The organism is Streptomyces sp. NBC_00667 (assembly GCF_036226825.1).
Taxonomy (GTDB): domain Bacteria; phylum Actinomycetota; class Actinomycetes; order Streptomycetales; family Streptomycetaceae; genus Streptomyces.
In genome coordinates, this window is the sequence record NZ_CP109022.1 from 3,571,439 (window position 1) to 3,592,476 (window position 21,038).

20 protein-coding genes and 3 tRNA genes are annotated in these 21,038 nt (G+C 71.8%); 19 read left to right on the top strand and 4 right to left on the bottom strand.

Translation table 11 applies throughout. The features are described from left to right. Positions 1 to 92 precede the first annotated feature (92 nt). The 12 genes from OHA81_RS16600 to OHA81_RS16655 all read left to right on the top strand — a co-directional run bounded on the left by OHA81_RS16600 (position 93) and on the right by OHA81_RS16655 (position 11,181). On the top strand, positions 93 to 647 hold the full coding sequence (locus OHA81_RS16600) for a cysteine dioxygenase family protein (protein ID WP_329196799.1): 555 nt from the start codon (positions 93 to 95) through the stop codon (positions 645 to 647). Next, positions 647 to 1,729 (top strand): YeiH family protein, encoded by a 1,083-nt coding sequence (locus tag OHA81_RS16605; protein ID WP_329196800.1) that lies wholly within the window; start codon positions 647 to 649, stop codon positions 1,727 to 1,729. Before OHA81_RS16600 ends, OHA81_RS16605 begins: the two co-directional genes overlap by 1 nt. A gap of 172 nt (positions 1,730 to 1,901) precedes the next feature. Next, positions 1,902 to 2,858 (top strand): trypsin-like serine peptidase, encoded by a 957-nt coding sequence (locus OHA81_RS16610; protein WP_329196802.1) that lies wholly within the window; start codon positions 1,902 to 1,904, stop codon positions 2,856 to 2,858. A gap of 45 nt (positions 2,859 to 2,903) precedes the next feature. Beyond that, a tRNA-Ser gene (locus tag OHA81_RS16615) sits at positions 2,904 to 2,988 on the top strand. A gap of 231 nt (positions 2,989 to 3,219) precedes the next feature. Further along, positions 3,220 to 3,639, top strand: coding sequence for a DUF6344 domain-containing protein (locus OHA81_RS16620; RefSeq protein ID WP_329196804.1), 420 nt, complete (start codon positions 3,220 to 3,222; stop codon positions 3,637 to 3,639). A gap of 319 nt (positions 3,640 to 3,958) precedes the next feature. After that, the gene (locus OHA81_RS16625; RefSeq protein WP_329196806.1) at positions 3,959 to 5,119 is read left to right on the top strand and encodes an acyl-CoA dehydrogenase family protein; all 1,161 of its coding nucleotides are present in this window, start codon (positions 3,959 to 3,961) and stop codon (positions 5,117 to 5,119) included. Then, positions 5,116 to 6,051 carry a bifunctional MaoC family dehydratase N-terminal/OB-fold nucleic acid binding domain-containing protein gene (locus OHA81_RS16630; protein WP_329196808.1) on the top strand — a complete coding sequence of 312 codons (936 nt, stop codon included), beginning with the start codon at positions 5,116 to 5,118 and terminating at the stop codon, positions 6,049 to 6,051. The genes OHA81_RS16625 and OHA81_RS16630 overlap by 4 nt, the downstream gene beginning before the upstream one ends. Next, positions 6,051 to 7,127 (top strand): acyl-CoA dehydrogenase family protein, encoded by a 1,077-nt coding sequence (locus OHA81_RS16635; RefSeq protein ID WP_329196811.1) that lies wholly within the window; start codon positions 6,051 to 6,053, stop codon positions 7,125 to 7,127. The genes OHA81_RS16630 and OHA81_RS16635 overlap by 1 nt, the downstream gene beginning before the upstream one ends. Continuing rightward, on the top strand, positions 7,124 to 7,522 hold the full coding sequence (locus OHA81_RS16640) for a MaoC family dehydratase (protein ID WP_329196813.1): 399 nt from the start codon (positions 7,124 to 7,126) through the stop codon (positions 7,520 to 7,522). The genes OHA81_RS16635 and OHA81_RS16640 overlap by 4 nt, the downstream gene beginning before the upstream one ends. Beyond that, positions 7,519 to 8,685 (top strand): lipid-transfer protein, encoded by a 1,167-nt coding sequence (locus OHA81_RS16645; protein ID WP_329196815.1) that lies wholly within the window; start codon positions 7,519 to 7,521, stop codon positions 8,683 to 8,685. Before OHA81_RS16640 ends, OHA81_RS16645 begins: the two co-directional genes overlap by 4 nt. A 135-nt stretch (positions 8,686 to 8,820) precedes the next feature. Then, complete coding sequence (locus tag OHA81_RS16650) at positions 8,821 to 9,354, top strand: SigE family RNA polymerase sigma factor (RefSeq protein ID WP_329196817.1); 534 nt, start codon at positions 8,821 to 8,823, stop codon at positions 9,352 to 9,354. Between the two features lie 177 nt (positions 9,355 to 9,531). Beyond that, positions 9,532 to 11,181 (top strand): long-chain fatty acid--CoA ligase, encoded by a 1,650-nt coding sequence (locus OHA81_RS16655; RefSeq protein WP_329196819.1) that lies wholly within the window; start codon positions 9,532 to 9,534, stop codon positions 11,179 to 11,181. 18 nt (positions 11,182 to 11,199) lie between these two features. Here OHA81_RS16655 and OHA81_RS16660 read toward each other — a convergent pair whose 3' ends face one another. The 3 genes from OHA81_RS16660 to OHA81_RS16670 all read right to left on the bottom strand — a co-directional run bounded on the left by OHA81_RS16660 (position 11,200) and on the right by OHA81_RS16670 (position 15,783). Further along, positions 11,200 to 11,775, bottom strand: a complete 576-nt coding sequence (locus OHA81_RS16660) for an antibiotic biosynthesis monooxygenase (RefSeq protein ID WP_329196822.1) — start codon at positions 11,773 to 11,775, stop codon at positions 11,200 to 11,202. 13 nt (positions 11,776 to 11,788) lie between these two features. Then, positions 11,789 to 15,238 (bottom strand): PAS domain-containing protein, encoded by a 3,450-nt coding sequence (locus tag OHA81_RS16665; protein WP_329196824.1) that lies wholly within the window; start codon positions 15,236 to 15,238, stop codon positions 11,789 to 11,791. Positions 15,239 to 15,357: 119 nt separating this feature from the next. Beyond that, the gene (locus OHA81_RS16670; RefSeq protein ID WP_329196826.1) at positions 15,358 to 15,783 is read right to left on the bottom strand and encodes an SSI family serine proteinase inhibitor; all 426 of its coding nucleotides are present in this window, start codon (positions 15,781 to 15,783) and stop codon (positions 15,358 to 15,360) included. Between the two features lie 248 nt (positions 15,784 to 16,031). Here OHA81_RS16670 and OHA81_RS16675 point away from each other — a divergent pair. Continuing rightward, a tRNA-Ser gene (locus tag OHA81_RS16675) sits at positions 16,032 to 16,122 on the top strand. A 231-nt stretch (positions 16,123 to 16,353) separates the two neighbouring features. Next, positions 16,354 to 16,426: transfer RNA gene (locus OHA81_RS16680), tRNA-Arg, on the top strand. Positions 16,427 to 16,476: 50 nt separating this feature from the next. On the opposite strand, the gene OHA81_RS16685 is transcribed toward OHA81_RS16680, so the two are convergent. Next, on the bottom strand, positions 16,477 to 17,394 hold the full coding sequence (locus OHA81_RS16685) for an SMP-30/gluconolactonase/LRE family protein (protein WP_329196828.1): 918 nt from the start codon (positions 17,392 to 17,394) through the stop codon (positions 16,477 to 16,479). A gap of 108 nt (positions 17,395 to 17,502) precedes the next feature. On the opposite strand from OHA81_RS16685, the gene OHA81_RS16690 reads away from it, so the two are divergent. From OHA81_RS16690 to OHA81_RS16710, 5 genes are all read left to right on the top strand, one after another. Continuing rightward, positions 17,503 to 17,937, top strand: a complete 435-nt coding sequence (locus OHA81_RS16690) for an Lrp/AsnC family transcriptional regulator (RefSeq protein WP_329196831.1) — start codon at positions 17,503 to 17,505, stop codon at positions 17,935 to 17,937. Further along, on the top strand, positions 17,934 to 18,812 hold the full coding sequence (locus OHA81_RS16695) for a DUF2797 domain-containing protein (protein WP_329196833.1): 879 nt from the start codon (positions 17,934 to 17,936) through the stop codon (positions 18,810 to 18,812). The genes OHA81_RS16690 and OHA81_RS16695 overlap by 4 nt, the downstream gene beginning before the upstream one ends. Before the next feature lie 105 nt (positions 18,813 to 18,917). Then, positions 18,918 to 19,259, top strand: coding sequence for an antibiotic biosynthesis monooxygenase family protein (locus OHA81_RS16700; protein ID WP_329196836.1), 342 nt, complete (start codon positions 18,918 to 18,920; stop codon positions 19,257 to 19,259). Beyond that, complete coding sequence (locus OHA81_RS16705) at positions 19,240 to 20,121, top strand: amidohydrolase family protein (RefSeq protein ID WP_329196838.1); 882 nt, start codon at positions 19,240 to 19,242, stop codon at positions 20,119 to 20,121. Before OHA81_RS16700 ends, OHA81_RS16705 begins: the two co-directional genes overlap by 20 nt. Before the next feature lie 94 nt (positions 20,122 to 20,215). After that, positions 20,216 to 20,983, top strand: coding sequence for a response regulator transcription factor (locus OHA81_RS16710; RefSeq protein WP_329196840.1), 768 nt, complete (start codon positions 20,216 to 20,218; stop codon positions 20,981 to 20,983). Positions 20,984 to 21,038: the final 55 nt, after the last annotated feature.

Sequence of the window (21,038 nt, forward strand, 5' to 3'; positions counted from 1 at the left end):
CGTGGCGGATCCCTCAACCCATAAGCGCAGCTTGGGATTTCGGGTCGGAACTGTCGTTGGACGTGATGGATGGGCTGCCGGACGCTCCCTGTATGACCACCACCACACCGGTACGTACGACCACGAGCATGGCCGCCTTCGTCAGTGAGATCCGCGCAGTCGTGGAGCGCGGGCTCATCCCCGACCTGACCGCCCACCTCGTCGGTGAGCGGCTCGCCCCGTACCTGCGTGAGGAGGGCCTGCTCACCCCGGAGCAGCGCGAGGGGCACCCGGACCGGTACCGGCAGCACGTGCTGCACGCCGAGCCGGACGGCAGCTTCTCGGTCGTGGCGCTGGTGTGGTTGCCCGGTCAGGAGACCGCCATCCACGACCACGTCGCGTGGTGCGTGGCCGGAGTCTACGAAGGAGCCGAGAGCGAGCTCCGCTACCGGCTGGCTCCGGCGACGGCGACGACGGGTGCTCGGCTGGTGCCGACGGAGGAGGTGGTCAACGGACCCGGTGACGTCTGCGGTTTCGCTCCGCCCGGCGACATCCACAAGGTGCGCAACTCCTGTCGTACGACGGCGATATCCATCCACGTCTACGGCGCCGACGTGGCCCGCCTGGGCAGCAGCGTCCGCCGCGTCTACACGATCCCGGCCGGCTGATGGCCCTGCTGAACCGGCCCGCCCATCGCCCGGTCTGGCACCGGCTGCGCCATGTTTCACGTGAAACCTCAGCCCCCGCTCCCTCCCCCTCTGCCTCCCCTTGGCCCGGGCTGACCCTCGCCGGCTGCGGTGCCTTCCTCGCTTGGTGCGTGCACGTGGTGGTGCCGGCCGTGCCGATGCTGACCGCGTCGGTGGTGCTGGGCATCTCCGTCGCGCACCTCCCGGGTGCCCGGGCCGTCGTACGAGGACCCGCGCGCCCGGGGCTTTCCCTGGCCGGGCGGAGGCTGATGCGGATCGGCATCGTCCTGCTCGGGCTGGGCCTGGGCCTGGACCAGGTGCTCCGCCTGGGCTGGTCGACGGTGGCCATGGTGAGCGGGGTGGTCACGGCAACCTTCATCGGCACCCTGTGGCTGGGCCGGCGCCTGGGGCTGCCGGGTGACCAGCCGTTGCTGATCGCCACCGGGTACTCGATCTGTGGGGCCTCGGCGATCGGCGCGGTGAGCGAGGTGTCCGGCAGCGACGAGGAGGACGTGGCTTCCTCCGTTGCCCTGGTGACCCTGTGTGGAACGTTGGCCATCGCTGTACTCCCCCTACTGCAGGGGCCCTTGGGCCTGTCCGACCTGGCATTCGGCCGCTGGGTGGGCGCGAGTGTCCACGATGTCGGACAGGTGGTGGCGACCGCTCAGACCGCCGGGCCCGGCGCGCTCGGCGAGGCGGTACTCGTCAAGCTCATGCGCGTGGCGCTGCTGGCCCCGCTCGTCGCAGCAGTGGCGTTCTCGGTACGGGCCCGGCGACGAGGAGTGCGCACGCCCTCGGGACGACGTCCGGCCCCGGTGCCCCTCTTCGTGGCCGGCTTCCTGCTGGCGGCAGCGCTGCGCGCCACCGGCGTACTGCCCGGCGCGGCGCTCGACTGGGCGCACACCGCCCAGGAGGCGCTGCTGGCCGCAGCCCTGTTCGGCCTGGGCACCGCGGTCCACCTGCCCACCCTGGCCCGTACCGGGGGCCGGGCGGCGGTGCTGGGCCTCGGTGCCTGGGTGGTGGTGGCCGGGGTCTCCTACGGGGGCGTGCTGCTCACCGTATGACGCAGCCGGAGAAGGGAGTTGGCCATTTCCTGGCCGGAACCGACCCAGCGTTCCGACTGTGTCCTGACATCTCATCCCGGTCGTGCCACCCTGCACCCGATCCGCACCGACCACTCTTCACCCCCACCCTGCCCGGTTCCGACCGGACCGGGCACGGCAGAAGGAGTCCTGCGTGAATCGACACCGCACGGCCGCATCCGTTCTGCTCGCGGCGGGCGCCTTGCTCGCCGGCGCCCTGACGGCCGCCACCCCCTCGGCCGCCGTGGAAGCCCCTTCGTCCTCCTCTTTCCGGCAGCAGCAGACGCCGGGCTTCTGGACCGCCGCGCGCATGCGGGCGGCCACTGCGCTGGACGTCACGGCGGCGCCGGGGCCCGGGGCCCCCCGCTCGGCCTCCCCGGCGATCCGTCCCACGTCGGTCCCTCCGACGCCGGCGGCCTCCCCCACTTCGTTCCCGCAGCCGGGCGGTGCCTGGACGGGCGGCGGCGCGATCGTGAAGACCTCGGGCCGGGTGTTCTTCACCTTCAACGGCCGGACCGCTTCCTGCTCCGGCGACTCGATCACCAGCGCCAACGGCAGCACGGTCATCACGGCAGGGCACTGCGTGAAGTACCAGGGTGCCTGGCACACCAACTGGATCTTCGTCCCGGCGTACGACAACGGCAACGCGCCCTACGGTCAGTGGTCGGCGACCAAGACCTTCGCGACCACCCAGTGGGCGGCGAGCGAGGACATGAACATGGACGTCGGCCTCGCGGTCGTCGCGCCCCTGAACGGCCAGAAGCTCAGCCAGGTCGTCGGTGCCCAGGGCATCCAGTTCAACGGGGGCTACAACAAGAAGATGTACTCCTTCGGGTTCCCGGCGGCCGCGCCCTACGACGGCACCAAGCTGATCTACTGCAGTGCGAACAGTGGCAAGGACTTCCTGCTGACCAAGGACCACAGCCTGGCCTGCAACATGACGGGCGGCTCCAGCGGCGGCCCCTGGTTCCAGGACTTCAACGAGGCCACCGGCCTCGGCACCCAGGTCTCGGTCAACAGCTTCGGCTACAACTTCCTGCCGAACACCATGTACGGCCCGTACTTCGGCAACGAGGCCAAGGCGGCCTACGACCAGGCCCAGTCCGCCTGAGCCGGCCCCCAGCCACCCCCACCGCCCGGTACTCTGTACCGGCCAGGTGGGTTGCCCGAGCGGCCTAAGGGAACGGTCTTGAAAACCGTCGTGGCGCGAGTCACCGTGGGTTCAAATCCCACACCCACCGCACCAGGTCAGACAACGCGCTGATCAGAAGGGGCACCCCGGACCGGGGTGCCCCTTCGTCGTGAGCGGGGCGGGCGGGAGGGGGCGGCACCGGTCCTGAGAGGCATTGGTCCCTTTGAGTGGTGTTTGTCGGAAGATCGGCGTGCGTGGTGGGGTTCGTGCGGTTGCGGAACCATCATGACGAATGTATTCAGATCCGCCCTTCGGAACATCGCGAAATGAGGGACCCGTCATGGCTCTCCGCAGCACCGTCACGTCGTTCTGGACCACCGTCCTCGCCGCGGTCGTGGCGATCCTCGCCGCACTCGGCTTCGACGTGAAGGCCGTCTCCGCCGCCCCGGCGACGTTGGTCGCTCCGGTGGTTCCGGCGGCCCGGCGCCGGCCGGCGATGATGGCGCGGCGGACGTGGCGGGCGATGATGCGCGGAGGCTCGCTCCCGCCCACGATCAAGCAGCGGATCCGGGCCGAAGCGCACGGCAAGAACCCTTCCGTCCGCCGTTCGACCACGGCCCTCGCCGCGGGTGGGCCCGCCGGAGCCGTCGGGCAGCCGACCGCTCCGCCCGCCGCCGACGGCCCCGACCGGCAGACCGCGGCCGTCGCCGCCGGTGGGCGCGTCCGAGTCGTCGCCGGGCAGCTGGAGCTCGCCGCGTAGACGGGCAGTACGCAGTACGGGTCCGAGTGGAACAGCGGGCGCTGGAGCCCGGCCGGTGACGGCCGCGGATCGCGCCCGAGGCGCCCCGGCAGCGGGCGCGATGGACTGATCCCCGGCGGCGCCGGGGTGCGCGGGGCGTGAAGCGTGGCATCGCAGGGTCGCAGGCCCGGGAGACGGCGGGATTCCCGGACGGCGCGGCCCTTTTCTGCATGTCGGACCGAACGGGTTCACCGGGCCGTTCGTCGGCCACCTTGACACCGACCAGAAATCTGACGGACAGTCAGTTCCACTCGTCGATGTGAAGCCGGGAGGCCCGCGCGTGCACCTCGCCCCGACCGGAAGCCAGTTGCGGCTCCGCTGCGAACTGCGGAAGTACTTCCGCGCGCTCATGCCCGACGGACCACCCGAGGACCCCACCGCCCAGCGCGCACTGCTCCGGCGCATCGGTGAGGACGGCCTGCTCGGCCTCGGCTGGCCAGTCGAGTACGGCGGTCAAGGACGCGGAGCGGACGAGCAGTTCGTCTTCTTCGACGAGGCCTACCGCGCCGGCGCCCCCGTCTCCATGGTCACCCTCAACACCGTCGGGCCGACCCTGATGAGGTACGGGACGCAGGCACAGAAGGACAGGTTCCTCCCGGGCATCCTCAAGGGCGAGCTGGTCTTCGCCATCGGCTACTCGGAGCCGGAGGCCGGCACCGACCTCGCCTCACTGCGCACCAGAGCCGTGCGCCAGGGCGGTCCCGAAGGCGACTGGCTGATCGACGGGCAGAAGATCTTCACCTCCAACGCCCAGAACGCGGAATGGATCTGGCTCGCCTGCCGCACCGATCCCCAGGCTCCCAAGCACAAGGGGATCTCGATCATCCTGGTGCCCACCGACGCGCCCGGCTTCGGCTGGACCCCGATCGAGACGGTCGGCGGACTCACCACCACGGCCACCTACTACGACTCCGTCCGCGTGCCCGCGGGCCACCTCGTCGGACCGGAACACGGCGGCTGGGGGCTGATCACCAACCAGCTCAACCACGAGCGCGTGGCACTGGCCGCCATAGGCATGCAGGCCGAGGACTTCTACGAGCGCGCCCTCGGCCACGCCCGCACCCCGGACCCCGTCACCGGGGAACGGCCGGCGGACCACCCCTGGGTACGGTCCCGCCTCGCCGAGGCCCATGCGCGGCTGGCCGCCGTACGCCTCCTCAACTGGCGCCTCGTCCAGGACGTCGCCGACGGCACCCTCGCCCCCGGGGACGCGAGCGGCGTCAAGTTCCTGGGCACCGAGTCCACCGTCGAGGTGTACCGGATGTGCCAGGAGGCGGTGGGAGAGGAAGCACTCGTCCGAGGGCCGGGGGGCTTCGCGGGAGGCGAGCTGGAGCGGATGAACCGGGCCGCCCAGATCAACACCTTCGGCGGTGGGGTCAGCGAGGTCCAGCGGGAGATCGTCGCCATGATGCGGCTGGGCATGAAGGGGAGGAAGCGATGACCGCGGACCCGGCCGGGGACGCCGAGGAGGCAGCCCGGTTCCACGCGCTGCTGAAAGACTTCGAAGGGCGCCCCGCCGCCTCCGGAGGCCGCGCCAAGGACCTCGTGAACGAACCGATGATCCGTCATTGGTGCGAGGCGGTGGGTGACACCAATCCCGCCTACACCGGCCCGGACGCGATCGCCCCGCCCACCATGCTGCAAGTCTGGACGATGGGCGGCCTCTCCGGACACGGCGACCGCTCCTGCGCCTACGACGAGCTCTTCGCGCTCCTGGACGGCGCGGGGTGCACCTCGGTGGTCGCCACCGACTGCGAGCAGGAGTACCTGCGCCCGCTGCGCCCCGGGGACGCCGTCACCTTCGACGCAGTGATCGAGTCGGTCTCCCCGCGCAAGACGACCAAGCTCGGCACCGGCCACTTCGTGACGACCCGGATGGACGTGCGGGCGAACGGCGAGCCCGCCGGCACCCACCGCTTCCGGATCCTCAAGTTCGCGCCCGCCCAGCGGGCCGTGCAGGAGCGACCACCCGCGGCGCGCCGCCCGCGGCCCGTGATCAACCGCGACAACCAGGGCTTCTGGGACGGGGTGCGCGAGCACAAGCTGCTGATCCAGCGCTGCACCGCCTGCGCCACCCTCCGCTTCCCCTGGCTCCCGGGCTGCCCTGCCTGCGCCGGCTCCGACTGGGACACCGTCGAGGCGAACGGGGCCGGCACGGTCTTCAGCTACGTCGTCATGCACCACCCGCCCTTCCCTGCGTTCGACCCTCCCTACGCGGTCGCACTCGTGGAACTCGCCGAAGGAGTCCGGATCATCAGCAACATCACCGGTGTCCCCTACGACAAGGTGCGCATCGGCCTGCCGGTCCGGCTGGAGTTCCTGCGCGTGGACGAGGACCTGGAACTGCCCGTCTTCCGAGGGAGCGAGGGCTGATGGACTTCCGTCCCACCGAGGAGCAGGCCGACGCGGCCGGCCTCGCCGCCCGTATCTTCCGCGACCTCGCCACCCACGAGCGCCTCGCGGCGGCGGGCAGCGGCAGCGACGCCGAACTGTGGAAGGCCCTGACGAGCGCCGGGCTGACCGCAGCCGTCGAGGACGTCGGCCTGCTCGGCCTCGTGCTGCTGTTGGAGGAACAGGGCCGCACGACCGCCCAGGTGCCGTACGCGGTGACCTGCGCCTACGGGATCCTCCCCCTGGTCCGGCACGGCAGTGCGGACCAGCGCGCCCGGCTGCTGCCCGCCCTCGGGACGGGCGAGGCGGTGGCTACCGGGGCCTTCCCCGCCCGGGGCAGGATCACCGCCGCACCCGACGGGCGGCTCACCGGAACCGTCCCGGTCGTGCCCTGGCTGCGCGATGCGACGCACGTACTGGTCCCGGACGCGGAGCGGTCCCTGTGGCTCGTACGGACCGACCTGCCCGGTGTGGAAACCTCGGCGGTGGAGACCACCGCGCCATGGGCCGCGGGCCGGCTGGCCCTGACCGGTGCGCGGGCCGAACCGCTCGGGCAGGGCCCCCAGGCCTACGAGGACGTCCTCGCCGTTGCCCGTACCGCCTTCGCCGGGCTCCAGGCGGGCGTCTGCGCGGGCTCGCTGGCCCGCGCCGTCGCGTACACATCCACCCGTGAACAGTTCGGCCGGCCGCTGGCCACCAACCAGGCCGTCATGCTCCGCGCCGCCGACGCCCACATGGACACGGAGGCGATCCGGGTCACCACGTACGAGGCGGCCTGGCGCATCGACGAGGGCCTGCCCGCGGGCGAGCACGCGCTGACGGCGGCCTGGTGGGCCTCGGAGGCGGGCAAGCGGGTCGTGCACGCCGGCCAGCACCTGCACGGCGGTATGGGCGCCGACCTGGACCACCCCGTCCACCGCCACTTCCTGTGGGGCCGCCAGCTGGACGCCTACCTCGGCTGCGGAAGCGAGCTGCTGGCGGAGCTGGGCACGCTCCTGGCCGAGGCCCCGCCCGAGGCGCGGGCTGCCCGGAAGACGCACGAACGGGAGGAAGCATGAGGGTCGGTGACGCACTGCCGCCGCTGGAGATCGCGATCACCCGCACGCTCATCGTCGCGGGCGCCATCGCCTCCCGGGACTACCAGGACGTGCACCACGACGCCGAGCTCGCGCGCGAGAAGGGCTCCCCGGACATCTTCATGAACATCCTGACCACCAACGGCCTGGTCGGCCGGTACATCACCGACCACCTCGGGCCGGCAGCCACCCTGCGCAAGGTGGCCATCCGCCTCGGCGCCCCCAACTACCCCGGGGACACCATGACCCTCACCGGAACCGTCACCGCCCTCGACGGGGACACCGCCGAGATCCGGGTGGTCGGAGCCAACGGCATCGGGCACCACGTCACCGGCACCGTCACGGTGTCCCTGGACGCACGGGAGGCAGCGCAGTGAGCGTCCGGATCAGGGACGAACTGGGCGGCCGGGCCGCCATCGTCGGCATCGGCGCGACCGAGTTCTCCAAGGACTCCGGCCGCAGCGAGCTCAAGCTCGCCGTCGAAGCCGTCCACACCGCCCTCGACGACGCCGGGCTGACCCCCGCCGATGTCGACGGGATGGTCACCTTCACGATGGACACCAGCCCCGAGATCACCGTCGCGCAGGCGGCCGGCATCGGGGAGCTCTCCTTCTTCTCCCGGATCCACTACGGCGGCGGCGCGGCCTGTGCCACGGTCCAGCAGGCCGCCCTTGCAGTCGCCACCGGGGTAGCCGAGGTGGTGGTCTGCTACCGGGCCTTCAACGAGCGTTCCGGGCGCCGCTTCGGGTCGGGGGTCCAGCAACGCGAACCATCCGCGGAAGGCGCGGCACTCGGCTGGTCACTGCCCTGGGGGCTGCTCACCCCGGCGTCCTGGGTGGCCATGGCCGCCCAGCGTTACCTGCACGCGTACCACCTGACCCCCGAGGCCTTCGGGCACGTCGCGGTCACCGGCCGCCGGCACGCGGCGAACAACCCCGCCGCCTACTTCCACGGCAAACCGATCACCCTGGCCGACCACGCCGCATCACGCTGGATCGTGGAACCCCTGCGTCTGCTGGACTGCTGCCAGGAGACCGACGGCGGTCAGGCCCTGATCATCACCAGCACCGAGCGGGCCCGGAGCCTGCGGCAGACGCCCGCCGTGATCACCGCGGCGGCGCAGGGCGCCGGCCGCCGCCAGGAGGCCATGACCTCCTTCTACCGGGACGATCTGACCGGGCTCCCCGAAATGGACGTCGTCGCACGTCAGCTGTGGCGGACCAGCGGCCTGCGGCCCTCGGACATCGACGTCGGCATCCTGTACGACCACTTCACCCCGTTCGTTCTCATGCAGCTGGAGGAGTTCGGATTCTGCGGCCCCGGGGAGGGCGCCGATTTCGTGGCCGCCGACGCCCTCCCGCTCAACACCCACGGTGGCCAGCTCGGAGAGGCGTACCTGCACGGTATGAACGGCATCGCCGAGGCCGTCCGGCAGCTGCGCGGCACCTCGTCCAACCAGGTCACGGGCGCCGTTCACAGCCTGGTCACGGCCGGAACGGGGGTACCGACCTCCGGCCTGGTCCTGAGCGCCGACGGCTGACTCGGGCGCCCGTCGCCGGCACCGCTCCTCCACCTACAGGTGGTGCGGCCGGCCCCGGCACTACAACCTGAGACGGATCCCGTTTCGGCACCTGCGGCCGATCCCAGGGCCGCCCCGCGCTCCTAGCGTGGAGACATGACCTCGCCTGTCTGCACGCTCGCCTCGAACCCGACGTCGTACCCGTCGTTCTCGGCGTACGTCAGGACCCGCGGCACGACCCTGATGCGCACCGCGCGCTCGCTCACCGCCAACCCCTGCGACGCCGAGGACCTGCTGCAGACGGCCCTCGCCAAGACCTACGCCGCCTGGGACCGCATCGAGGACCACCGGGCACTGGACGGATACGTCAGGCGGGCCCTGGTCAACACCCGCACCTCCCAGTGGCGCAAGCGCAAGGTCGACGAATTCTGCTGCGAGGAGATCCCGGAAGTCGAGCAGGAGCCGTCCACGGACGCCGCGGAGGCGCAGGCACTGCGCGACGCGATGTGGCGTGCGGTGACCCGGCTGCCGGACCGACAGCGGGCGATGGTGGTCCTGCGTTATTACGAGGACCTCACTGAGGCGCAGACCGCCGAGCTGCTCGGAGTCTCCGTCGGCACGGTCAAGAGCGCCGTCTCCCGTGCCCTCGGAAAGCTCCGCGAGGACCCGGAACTCGCCCCGGTCCGCTGAGCCGCCACCCGGACCAGTCCGGTGTTTCACGTGATCGCCGTACCCCGATGTTTCACGTGAAACGTGCAGGGTGGCGTGACGCGCTTTGTACCCCTGGGTAGTGACATACCGCGTGGTACGTGCGCAGAATCCTTGCAATGTCGCGACGGAGCGATAGCGCCCACCGGGAGGACGCCAGTGCTCAGCACCATGCAGGATGTACAGCTCAACATCAGCCGGATTCTGGAGCATGGCCGGAGAGTCCACGGCACGTCGACCGTGACGACATGGACCGGGGAGGCAGAGCCCCACCGCCGGACGTTCGCCGAGATCGGCGACCGCGCCGCACAGCTCGCCAACGCCCTCCGCGATGAGCTGGGCGTCGAGCCGGGAAGTGTTCTGGCGACACTGATGTGGAACAACGCCGAGCACGTCGAGGCGTACTTCGCGATCCCCTCCATGGGCGCCGTCCTGCACACGCTCAACCTGCGGCTCCCTCCCGAGCAGCTGGTCTTCATCGTCAACCACGCAGCTGACCGGGTGGTGCTCGTCAACGGCACCCTCCTGCCGCTCCTCGCGCCGCTGCTGCCGCACCTGCCCACCGTCGAGCACGTGGTCGTCTCCGGCATCGGTGACCGTTCGGTGCTCGACGGCCTCGACGTGCGCGTGCACGACTACGAGGAACTGCTGGCCGGACGCTCCGACCACTACGACTGGCCCGAGCTGGACGAGCGCCAGGCTGCGGCCATGTGCTACACCTCGGGCACCACCGGTGACCCCAAGGGTGTCGTCTACTCACACCGCTCGATCTACCTGCACTCCATGCAGGTCAACATGGCGGAGTCGATGGGGCTGACCGACCGGGACACGTCCCTGGTCGTGGTCCCCCAGTTCCACGTGAACGCCTGGGGCCTGCCCCACGCCACCTTCATGACCGGGATCAACCTGCTGATGCCGGACCGCTTCCTGCAGCCCGCCCCGCTCGCCGAGATGATCGAGCGGGAGAAGCCGACGCACGCCGCGGCCGTCCCCACCATCTGGCAGGGGCTGCTCGCCGAGGTCACCGCGCGCCCCCGCGACCTGACCTCGATGAAGCAGGTCACCATCGGAGGCGCGGCCTGCCCGCCGTCCCTGATGGAGGCGTACGAGAAACTGGGCGTGCGCCTGTGCCACGCGTGGGGCATGACCGAGACCTCCCCGCTCGGCACGATGGCGCACCCTCCGGCCGGCCTGAGCGCCGAGGAGGAGTTGCCGTACCGGATCACCCAGGGCCGCTTCCCCGCGGGTGTCGAGGCACGTCTGATCGGCCCCGGCGGTGACCGCCTGCCGTGGGACGGCGAGTCGGCCGGCGAGCTGGAGGTGCGCGGCACGTGGATCGCGGGCGCCTACTACGGCGGCGTGTCCGGCGAACCGCTGCGCCCGGCGGACAAGTTCAGCGCGGACGGCTGGCTCAAGACCGGTGATGTGGGCGTGATCAGCGCCGACGGCTACCTGACGCTGACCGACCGGGCCAAGGACGTCATCAAGTCGGGCGGCGAGTGGATCTCCAGCGTCGAGCTGGAGAACGCACTGATGGCGCACCCGGAGGTGGCCGAGGCGGCGGTGGTCGCCGTACCCGACGACAAGTGGGGTGAGCGGCCGCTGGCGACCGTCGTCCTCAAGGACGGCGCGACCGTGGACTACACGGGTCTGCGCATCTTCCTGGGCCAGTCGATCGCCAGGTGGCAGCTGCCCGAGCGCTGGACGTTCATCGAGTCCGTGCCGAAGACCAGCGTCGGCAAGTTCGACAAGAAGGTCATCCGCAGGCAGTACGCGGACGGCGAGCTGGACGTGACGAAGCTCGACTGACCCGAGCGGCCCGGGGCCTCAGCCGCGCGTGAGCCATGGCCGCAGCAGCCTGCTGACGGCGGGCATGGCCACGTAGGTCATCAGGGTGCTGAACACGACCGTGAAAGCGGCCGTCCGCAGTACGAAGGGCAGGTCCACCAGGTACGGACCCAGCACCGCGTTGCCGAGCAGCGAGATCGGGAAGATGGCCAGCCCCGAGCTGATCACCATCTTCCAGCGGGGCGGCGCGGGCCGGGTCGTGCCCGGCTTCGCGAACCAGGTCTCCATGCCGTGCAGCTCGCGCCGCGCTATCTCGTGGTGGTGGTGACCTTGGCAGTTGGCGAAGAACGCGGCGCGCTCCGCCGACTTCTGCCAGGCCTCGAAGGCGGCCTGGTGACGGAAGCGGTGCACCAGGAACCAGGGAGCACCCTCCGCCGCGGGCCGGAACAACCCGTACCCGAGGTGGTCCGGGAAGCGCGCGGCGGTCTCCAGGATCCCGCGCGCCCACGCCTCGAAGTCCTCCTCGTGGCCGGGCTCGACCTGCCGGGCGATGAGGAGACTCACCTCACCGTTGTCGGCGGGAACGCTGTGCTCGGTCGTGTCGGTGATGGCCATCGGGCCAGGATGACTAGTTGGTGCCGATCTTGGCCAGCAGGTCCACGATGCGGCCCTGGACATCGGCGGTCGTGGACCGTTCGGCGAGGAACAGCACGCTCTCGCCGGAGGCCAGCCGCGGCAGTTCGGCCGGGTCGATCCCGGTGGCCGTGTAGACGACGAGCGGGGTGCGGTTCAGCTGCCCGTTGGCGCGCAGCCAGTCCACGATCCCGGCCCGGCGGCGGCGCACCTGCATCAGGTCCATGACGACGAGGTTGGGCCGCACCCGGGTGGCCAGCTCCACGGCGTCGGTGTCGGCGCCCGCCCGGGCGACCTGCATGCCGCGCCGCTCCAGGGCGGCGGTCAGCGCCGTGGCGATCTCGTCGTGCTCCTCGATCAACAGCACCCGTGAGGGGTGCTGCTCGCTGTCGCGCGGTGCGAGCGCTTTGAGCAGCACGGCCGGGTCGGCGCCGTACGCGGCTTCGCGCGTGGCGTGCCCGAGCCCGGCCGTGACCAGGACGGGGACCTCCGCGGCAACCGCGGCCTGACGCAGCGACTGGAGGGCGGTGCGGGTGATGGGCCCGGTCAGCGGGTCCACGAACAAGGCGGCGGGGAACGCCGCGATCTGCGCGTCCACCTCCTCGCGGGAGTGCACGATCACCGGGCGGTAGCCGCGGTCGCTGAGTGCCTGCTGGGTCTGGGCATCGGGCGCGGGCCACACCAGCAGCCGCCGCGGGTTGTCCAGCGGCTCCGGCGGAAGTTCGTCGTCCACGGGCAGCGGGACGGGCCGGTTGACCACCTCGACCGCGCCGCCGGGGCCGTCGAGCGGCTCGGGCCCCTCGGCGGAGCCCGCCTCGGGGGCCCCTATGGCGAAGGCGCGACCCTGGGGCGCGGGCTCGGAGAGCCGACGGCGGCGGCCGGAGCCGCCGGCGTCCACCGAGATGCCCTGGCCGAGCGTGCCGAGAGCGCGCACGCTGATCGGCTGCGCGGCCTCCGACGGACCGTCCTGCGGCTGTCGGGCAGCGGGTACGGGGGCGGGGCCCGCGCCCGTACCCGCCTCGGGCCCGCCGTCCTCGGAAGCGGTACGGGCCGCGGGCACCGGCCAGGCGGGTGCCTCGGGCAGTGCCCGGCGCCGCCCGGTCGGCGGTACCGGCCCGGGTGCCTCCGGGGCGGCCGCGGGGGCGGCTTCGGGGGCGTCGGCCACGGGGGCACCGAGCACGCGACGCCCACGGCGGCCGGCCGGAGCATCCGGGCCGGCCTCGGCCGGGGCGGGAACGGCTCCGGCGGCCGAGGCAGCGACCGCTCCGGGGGCCGGGGCGGGAGTGGGTCCGGCGGGCAGCGCGAAGCCGCCTTCCGGGGCGATGGGGCGCTGGGGAACGGGAGCCGCGAGCCCGGTCGCGGGAACCGGACCGCCCTGCTGCGCGAACGGTCCCGCTGCCGGGCCGGCCGGCGCCGCCGGGCCCAACGCGCGGCGGCGGCCCGCCGGATGCTGGGTCAGCGGAACGGGCGGCACCGGGGGCACGGGCGGCAGCGCCGGCATCCCGGTCCCCTGCGGGGGCACGGGCTGCTGCGGCGCGGGCTGGGGAACCGCGGGCTGAGCGGACACGGGCTGGGAGGGAGCCGGCTGCGGGGCCACGGGCTGCGGACCGCCGGGGCGCCGGGAAGCGTCCGGCCCGTCGTGGTGGTCCGCACTGCCGTCGCCGTCCCGGCCACGCCTGCGCCCGGTACCCAGCCCGGCCGGGTTCACCGGGGACTGGGCCAGCTCGGGGCCGCCCGGGCCGGCACCGTCGAGAGTGCCGTCCGCGCGGCGCCGCCCCGACGACAGCGCGAGCGCGCCCCCGCCCTCGCGCGGCTTCGCCCCGTCGGCGTCGTCCAGGAACGCGTCCACCCCGCGCCGGGCCCGTCGTCCCCCGGACTCGCCCCTGGCTCCGGCGCCGTCCCCACCGTCCGGCTTCGCCCCGGCCCCGGCGGCCGGAGGCTCCACCGGCTCGGGCTCGGACTCGGGTTCCGGGTCCGGCAGCGTCACCGTTCCGGCTCCCGCACCCAGCGGAAGCTCCAGAACGTAGGTGCCGCCCGGCGCACCGGGCACGTCGACGGTCTGGAGGACACCGCCGTGCGCGGCCACGATGCCCCGCACGATCGGCTCGTGCACCGGGTTGCCGCCTTCGTAGGGCCCGCGCACCTCGATCCGTACGACGTCACCGCGCTGCGCGGCGGCCACGACGATCGTCGAGTCGCTGTATCCGCTGCCCTGGCGGGTCTTGCCCGTGGCGTCCACCCCGGCGACATCGGCGACCAGGTGCGCGAGCGCCGTCGCGATCCGCTCCCCGTCCACCTCGGCCTCGATCGTCGGCGCGTGCACGGCGAACTGCGCCCGGCCGGGGCCGATCAGCTCCACTGCGCCGTCGACACCGGCCGCGACGACCTTGTTGATCAGCGTCTTTTCCTTGGCGAGCTTGTCGCTGCCCGCGTCCAGCCGCTGGTAGCCCAGCACGTTGTCCACGAGGGTGGTCATCCGCGAGTAACCGGCCGCCAGGTGGTGCAGCAACTGGTTCGCCTCGGGCCACAGCTGGCCCGCGTCATCGGCGGCCAGCGTCGCCAGCTCCCCGCGCAGTTCCTCCAGCGGCCCGCGCAGCGACTCGCCGAGGACCGCCAGCAACTGGGCGTGCCGCGCGGCGAGGGCGTCGTACGGGCGCCGGTCGGTGAAGGTCATGACGGCGCCGACGAGCAGCTCGCCGTCCCGTACGGGCGAGGTGGTCAGGTCGACGGAGACCGGCTGCCCGGCCTTGTTCCACAGCACCTGGCTGCGCACCCGGTGCTTGCGGCCGCTGCGCAGGGTGTCGGCCAACGGGGATTCCTCGAAGGGGAACGGCGAACCGTCCGCGCGCGAGTGCTGGATCAGCCCGTGCAGCTCGCGGTTGCCGAGATCGGTGGCCCGGTAGCCGAGGATCTGCGCGGCGGCCGGGTTGACGAGCACGACCCGGCCGTCGGTGTCCGTGCCCACCACGCCTTCCGCGGCGGCGCGCAGGATCATCTCGGTCTGGCGCTGGGAGCGGGCGAGCTCGGCCTCGGTGTCCACGGTCTGCGAGAGGTCCCGTACGACCAGCATCAGCAGCTCGTCGCCGGTGTACGCGGGCTGCGGCTCGCGGTAGGCGTCGCGGCCGTCGAGGTGTGCGGCGGTGACCTCGACGGGGAACTCGCTCCCGTCGGTGCGCCGGGCCGTCATCCTCTTGGGCTTCGCCCTGCCCTCTTCGTCGTCCCCGGGACGGCGCATCGAGCCGGGGATGAGCTTCGAGTCGAACTCGGGCAGGAGGTCCAGCACTCCACGGCCGACGAGGCCGGTGCCGGGGCTCTCCATGATTTCGAGGGCGATCGAATTCGCGTTCACCACGGTGCCGTTGGCGTTGACGAGCAACAGCGCGTCAGGAAGCGCGTCGAGTATTGCTGCGAGGCGAGCAGCGCCTCGGGATGGCCTGCTGCTCACGACGAGCTTCCTCCCTGACCACGACTACCGGCATGTCACGGGAGGAGTCTAAGGGCACCGCCCCGCGGCGGGATGGCCGATGCGGGGCGGATAAGGCACATCCTCCGCATCCTCCCAGGTCAGGAACGTCCACTCGGAAGCACAGGTTCCAGTGTGTTCCACCGGTCGATCTCGCATCCGTTCTTGCGCCGGAACGTGGTGTCCACCTTCTTGCCGTGCCACGTTCCCTTGATCCGGGCGGTGGCCGGACCCCCGTCGACCATGGTGCAGATCCGGCGCTGGGAAACCGGGGCGAAGGGGTCCTTGCCCTCCTTCGCGAGCGCGTCGAGGCGGGCGCAGGCGTCCTCCGCCTTCGGGTGGTTCCCGCCGACCGGGTCGCACTCCAGCCGGTACTCGCCGTCGGTGCCCGGGTTGCCGGTGTCGGACACGTCGATGGTGAGCCGGTCGGGTGTCGACAGCAGCCGCTCCAACGGCAGGGGTGGCAGCGGTCCGGCGGCCGCGGCGGCCAGGGCTGAGGTGACGGCGAAGGCGGCGAGACGCAGCATGGGGCACTCCAGGTCGTCCGTACGTCGTACGCCTGGCAAACGACCCGGGCGCCCCGATGTTGCGTGCGGTCCGACGCGTGCGTGTGTACGCGTGCCGCGTGGCGTGCGCGCCGGCCTGTAGAGCCTCCCGAGGATGCCGTTAAGGCTTTGCCCCGGGCCCGCCGTTCCTTGTACCGTGGGAGCGGATTGGTGACCGGCCCCGCGCCTGTGTCATCATCTGCACGCACCTTCGTACGCGAGGGTGTGCTGGAGGCGTCGCCTAGTCCGGTCTATGGCGCCGCACTGCTAATGCGGTTTGGGGCTTACCCCCCATCGAGGGTTCAAATCCCTCCGCCTCCGCACCTCACCGAAGCCCCGGTCCTCACGGACCGGGGCTTCGGTGCGTTTCGAACGACTCAAGAGGGGTAGCGCGCTCGTCGCCGCGAGCCGGGCGAGGCCTGGCGGATGATCTCCATCCGCGCTGTTTCCGCAGGTCAGCCGCGGTGGGGCCAATGGATTTCGCGTCCCGCCGAGGTCCATGTATTGTTGTTCTCGCAAGGCCAACGGGGCGCAAAACCCCGAACAGCCCAAGCACTCGTAGCTTAACGGATAGAGCATCTGACTACGGATCAGAAGGTTGCAGGTTCGAATCCTGCCGAGTGCACAGCCGAAGAGGCCCCCCGGTTCGCCGGGGGGCCTCTTGCGTTGTGTGCGTCAGGGGCGGTGGACGCGGGGGAGGCCGGTGACCGCGAGGACCAGGGAGTAGAGCGAGGTGGTGGCGGTGATGAAGAGGCGGTTGTTCTTCGGACCGCCGAAGGCGATGTTCGAGACCGGCTCGGGGACGCGCAGCCGGCCGATCAGGCCGCCGTCCGGCGCGTAGCAGCGGACGCCGTCCTGCATCGCGGCCGCCCACAGGCGGCCGCCGTCGTCGAAGCGGATGTTGTCCACCGAGGGGCAGGCGGCGAAGACGCGGTCGTCCGTCAGGGTTCCCGCGTCGGTGACCTTGAAGGCGCGGATGTGGCCCGCGCGGGTGTCCGCCGCGTACAGCTCGCTCTCGTCGGGGGAGAAGACGAGGCCGTTCGGGCCCAGGAAGCCGTCTGCGACCAGACGGACCTCCCCCGTCGTGGGGTCGGCGCGGTAGAGGTTGCAGGCGCCGATCTCGCTCGGCGCGCGCCGGCCTTCGTAGTCGCTGGTGATGCCGAAGTCGGGGTCCGAGAACCAGATCGAGCCGTCGGAACGCACCACCGCGTCGTTCGGGCTGTTGAGGCGCTTGCCCTCCCAGCGGTCGGCGATGACGGTGAGGGTGCCGTCCGGCTCCGTGCGGGTGACGCGCCGGTTGCCCTGCTCGCAGGTGATCAGGCGGCCCTCGCGGTCGAGGGTGTTGCCGTTGGGGTGCCCGGCTGCGGTGCGGAACACGGAAACGGTGCCGGTGGCCTCGTCCCAGCGCAGCATCCGGTCGTTGGGGATGTCGCTCCACACCAGTTGCCGCCAGGCGGGCAGGTAGAGGGGACCTTCCGCCCAGCGGCAGTCGTCGTAGAGCCGCTCCAGACGGGCGTCGCCGTTGGCGCAGCGGCCCGTACGGAAACGATCGTCCAGAATCTCGTACAGAGTGAGGTCGGCGATGGATGACATATTTCCCCCATGTGGCAAGTGAACCGAAGACTGTTCGGTGTGATGCTGAGATTGCAGGATCAGGTACTGTTTCCGCAAGGGTGAGCGGGCAGATGAGGGGAAGATCGCGTGGACGACATCGATCGGGCGCTGCTCCAGCGGCTCCAGGAGGACGCGGGTCAGTCGTACGCCGCTCTCGGTGCGGCCGTCGGGCTGTCTGCGGGAGCCACGCACGAGCGCGTACGCAAGCTGCGGGAACGCGGCGTCATCCGGCGGACCACGGTCGACGTGGATCCGGCGGCCGTCGGGAGCGGGGTCCTGGCCTACGTGATGGTCGACTCGAATGCCTGGATGGGGGACTCGAAGGCCGCGTTCGAGGGCATCGCCGAGATCCAGGAGGCACACATCATCGCCGGCAGCGCCTCCGTGCTCGTCAAGGTACGGACGGGCTCGACCGAGCAGCTGCAGGACGTACTGCGCCGCCTCTACGCCATCGACGGGGTCAGCGGGACGCAGGCGACCGTCGTACTGGACACCTTCTTCGAGCGACCGCTCCCGCTGTGACCTGGTGGTGCACCGGTATCCGGTGGCAGGACGGCGGCCCGGGCATCGGCTGGTACGGAGCCGAAAGGGGGGAGCGCGACAGCCCGCTCGGGTACGGGCAGCGGCTGGCCTTCGTCGCCCGGGGGGAGCGGCAGTGCCTCGGGGTCCGGCGGGCGGGCAGACGCACGCCGTGCCCCGCGCGCCGGACGGTGCCCGGCCGGACCGCGAGTGCCCAGTGCGCCGAGTGCGCCCGGCTGGACCGGTCCTTCTCGGTGGCCGCCGACACCAACGCCGCCGATCCGCGCCCCTACCGGGTGTACCTCGCCTGGTTCGGGCCCGGTCTGATCAAGGTCGGCATCACCGCCGAGGAGCGCGGCCCGGCCCGGCTGCTGGAGCAGGGCGCGATCACCTGGGCCTGGCTGGGGCGCGGCCCGTTGATGGCCGCGCGACGCACCGAGGAACTGCTGCGGGCGGCCCTCGGGGTGCCCGACCGGATCGCCTACGCCCGCAAGCGCGCGGTGCGGGGCCGGCTGCCGTCGCCGGCGGAACGGGCCCGCGAGGTCGCCGAGCTGCATGCACGGGCCGTGGCACTGCCGGGGTGGCCGGAGTCCCTGGAGCCGGTGGGCTGTGAAGTCGCGGACCACGCGGCGGCCTTCGGGCTGGACGCGCTGCCCACGCCGTCCCGGGTGGTCACCCAGCTGGTGGCGGGCGGAGCCGTGGCAGGGTTGCTGGCCGGCGCGGCCGGGCCGGATCTGCACCTCGCGGACGGGCTCGTCGTGGACACCCGGCTGCTGGCCGGGTGGGAACTGGTCGTCGCGCCGGGGGACGCCGCCACGGACGTGCCGGTGGCCGCGATCGAGCCGCCCGCCGACGCCGAGCAGGACGGGCTGTTCTGACCGGCCCGCATCCCGGAGGCACCAAGGTCAAAACTTGGATCCCTTTGGCTCCGCGGCCCCCTTTCAGGTGGACACGCCGAGGGCAGCACGCGGAGGGTGGTCGTCATGACCATCCAGCCCGTACCCCCCTTCGAACCGCCTTACGTCATGGCCGTTTTCACCGGCGTCCGCACCTCTGACGACACCGGCTACGCGGAGACGGACACCCGGTTGAACGAGATCGTCCGGGCGAACCCCGGCTTCCTCGGCTACGACTGCGCAGCCACCCCGGGCGGCCTCGGCATCACCGTCGCCTACTTCCGCGACCACGACTCCCTCACCGCGTGGCGGGACGACCTGGAGCACCAGGCGGCGATGAAGCAGGGCCGCACCCACTGGTACGAGAGCTACTCGCTGCACGTCGCCACAGTCGAACGGAGCCACGGTTTTGTCCGCGACAACGGCTGAGGCGGTCCGCGCCTTCCGCGACCGGCTCGGACTTCCCGGGCTGGTCGACGTGCACACGCACTTCATGCCCGAGCGGGTCCTGGACAAGGTGTGGGACTACTTCGACGCCGTCGGTCCGTTGACCGGCGTCGAGTGGCCCATCACCTACCGGCACGAGGAGGAGCAGCGGGTCGCGCTGCTGCGGGAGTTCGGGGTACGGGCCTTCACCGCCATGCTCTACCCGCACAAGCCGGCGATGGCCGCCTGGCTCAACGCGTGGTCCGCGGACTTCGCCGCGCGGACCCCCGACTGCCTGCACACCGCGACCTTCTTCCCGGAAGACGGCGTGTCGGAGTACGTCGGCCGGGCCGTGGAGGCCGGAGCCCGGATCTTCAAGGCGCACCTCCAGGTCGGCGCCTACGACCCGAACGACGAGCGGCTCGAACCGGTCTGGGGACTCCTCGACGAAGCCGCCGTCCCGATCGTGATCCACTGCGGCTCGGGGCCGGTGCCGGGCAAGTACACCGGGCCCGAGCCGATCGCCCGCCTGCTGGCCCGGCACCCCGGGCTGCCCCTGGTCATCGCCCACATGGGCATGCCCGAGTACGCCGACTTCCTCGACCTGGCCGACCGGTACCCGGAAGTCCGCCTCGACACCACCATGGCCTTCACCGACTTCTCCGAGCAGTTCAGCGGCTTCCCGGCGCAGGACCTCGGGCGGCTCACGGACCTCGGCGACCGCATCCTGCTCGGCACCGACTTCCCGAACATCCCCTATCCCTACGAGCACCAGCTGGTAGCCCTCGAACGGCTCGGCCTCGGGGACGACTGGCTGCGGGCGGTCTGCCACGACAACGGCGCCCGGCTCTTCCGGCTGACCTGAGCGCCAGAGGGCCGGGCCGACCCGACCACCGGTTCTCAGGAAATTCACAGGTAGGCGCAAGAACGCTCTCAGAGGTGCCGTCCAGCGTGTACGCATGACTGCGACGACCACCTCCCACGCGTCCACGTCCACCGGCAAGCACACGGCCCTCATCCGCCCCGACGGCGGCCCGTGCCGGGTGCTCGTCGTCGACGACGAGGCCGCGCTCTCCGAACTCCTGTCCATGGCCCTGCGCTACGAGGGATGCGAGGTCCGCAGCGCCGGCGACGGGGCGACCGCGCTGCGGGCGGCGCGGGAGTTCCGCCCGGACGTGGTGCTCCTCGACATCATGCTCCCGGACATGGACGGCCTCACCGTGCTCGGCCGGCTGCGCCGGGAGCTGCCGCACGTGCCCGTGCTGTTCCTGACCGCCAAGGACTCCGTCGAGGACCGCATCGCCGGGCTGACGGCGGGTGGCGACGACTACGTCACCAAGCCGTTCAGCCTCGAAGAGGTCGTGGCCAGGCTGCGCGGCCTGGTCCGCCGCTCGGGCGCGGCGCAGGCGGCCCGCGGTGGCTCCGTACTGGCGGTCGGCGACCTGCGGCTCGACGAGGACAGCCATGAGGTGACCCGAGGCGGCCAGGAGGTCCACCTGACCGCCACGGAGTTCGAGCTGCTGCGCTACCTGATGCGCAACCCGCGCCGGGTGCTGAGCAAGGCACAGATCCTGGACCGGGTGTGGTCCTACGACTTCGGCGGCCAGGCCAATGTGGTCGAGCTGTACATCTCCTACCTGCGACGGAAGCTGGAGAGCGGCCCCGGATGGCCGCCGATGATCCACACCCGGCGGGGCGCCGGATACCTGATCAAGCCGGCCGAGTAGTGGCCGTACGTCCTCCCGGGCGCGCGACGCGGGCCGGCTCCGAGCGGGTGCCTCG

Excerpts from the sequence above, each read along its gene's own strand:
- OHA81_RS16605 (WP_329196800.1), top strand. The coding sequence starts at position 647 with ATGGCCCTGCTGAACCGGCCCGCCCATCGCCCGGTCTGGCACCGGCTG.
- OHA81_RS16650 (WP_329196817.1), top strand. The coding sequence starts at position 8,821 with ATGACCTCGCCTGTCTGCACGCTCGCCTCGAACCCGACGTCGTACCCG.
- OHA81_RS16600 (WP_329196799.1), top strand. The coding sequence starts at position 93 with ATGACCACCACCACACCGGTACGTACGACCACGAGCATGGCCGCCTTC.
- OHA81_RS16685 (WP_329196828.1), bottom strand. The coding sequence starts at position 17,394 with ATGTCATCCATCGCCGACCTCACTCTGTACGAGATTCTGGACGATCGT.
- OHA81_RS16710 (WP_329196840.1), top strand. The coding sequence starts at position 20,216 with ATGACTGCGACGACCACCTCCCACGCGTCCACGTCCACCGGCAAGCAC.
- OHA81_RS16660 (WP_329196822.1), bottom strand. The coding sequence starts at position 11,775 with ATGGCCATCACCGACACGACCGAGCACAGCGTTCCCGCCGACAACGGT.
- OHA81_RS16670 (WP_329196826.1), bottom strand. The coding sequence starts at position 15,783 with ATGCTGCGTCTCGCCGCCTTCGCCGTCACCTCAGCCCTGGCCGCCGCG.
- OHA81_RS16635 (WP_329196811.1), top strand. The coding sequence starts at position 6,051 with ATGGACTTCCGTCCCACCGAGGAGCAGGCCGACGCGGCCGGCCTCGCC.
- OHA81_RS16630 (WP_329196808.1), top strand. The coding sequence starts at position 5,116 with ATGACCGCGGACCCGGCCGGGGACGCCGAGGAGGCAGCCCGGTTCCAC.
- OHA81_RS16640 (WP_329196813.1), top strand. The coding sequence starts at position 7,124 with ATGAGGGTCGGTGACGCACTGCCGCCGCTGGAGATCGCGATCACCCGC.
- OHA81_RS16620 (WP_329196804.1), top strand. The coding sequence starts at position 3,220 with ATGGCTCTCCGCAGCACCGTCACGTCGTTCTGGACCACCGTCCTCGCC.
- OHA81_RS16700 (WP_329196836.1), top strand. The coding sequence starts at position 18,918 with ATGACCATCCAGCCCGTACCCCCCTTCGAACCGCCTTACGTCATGGCC.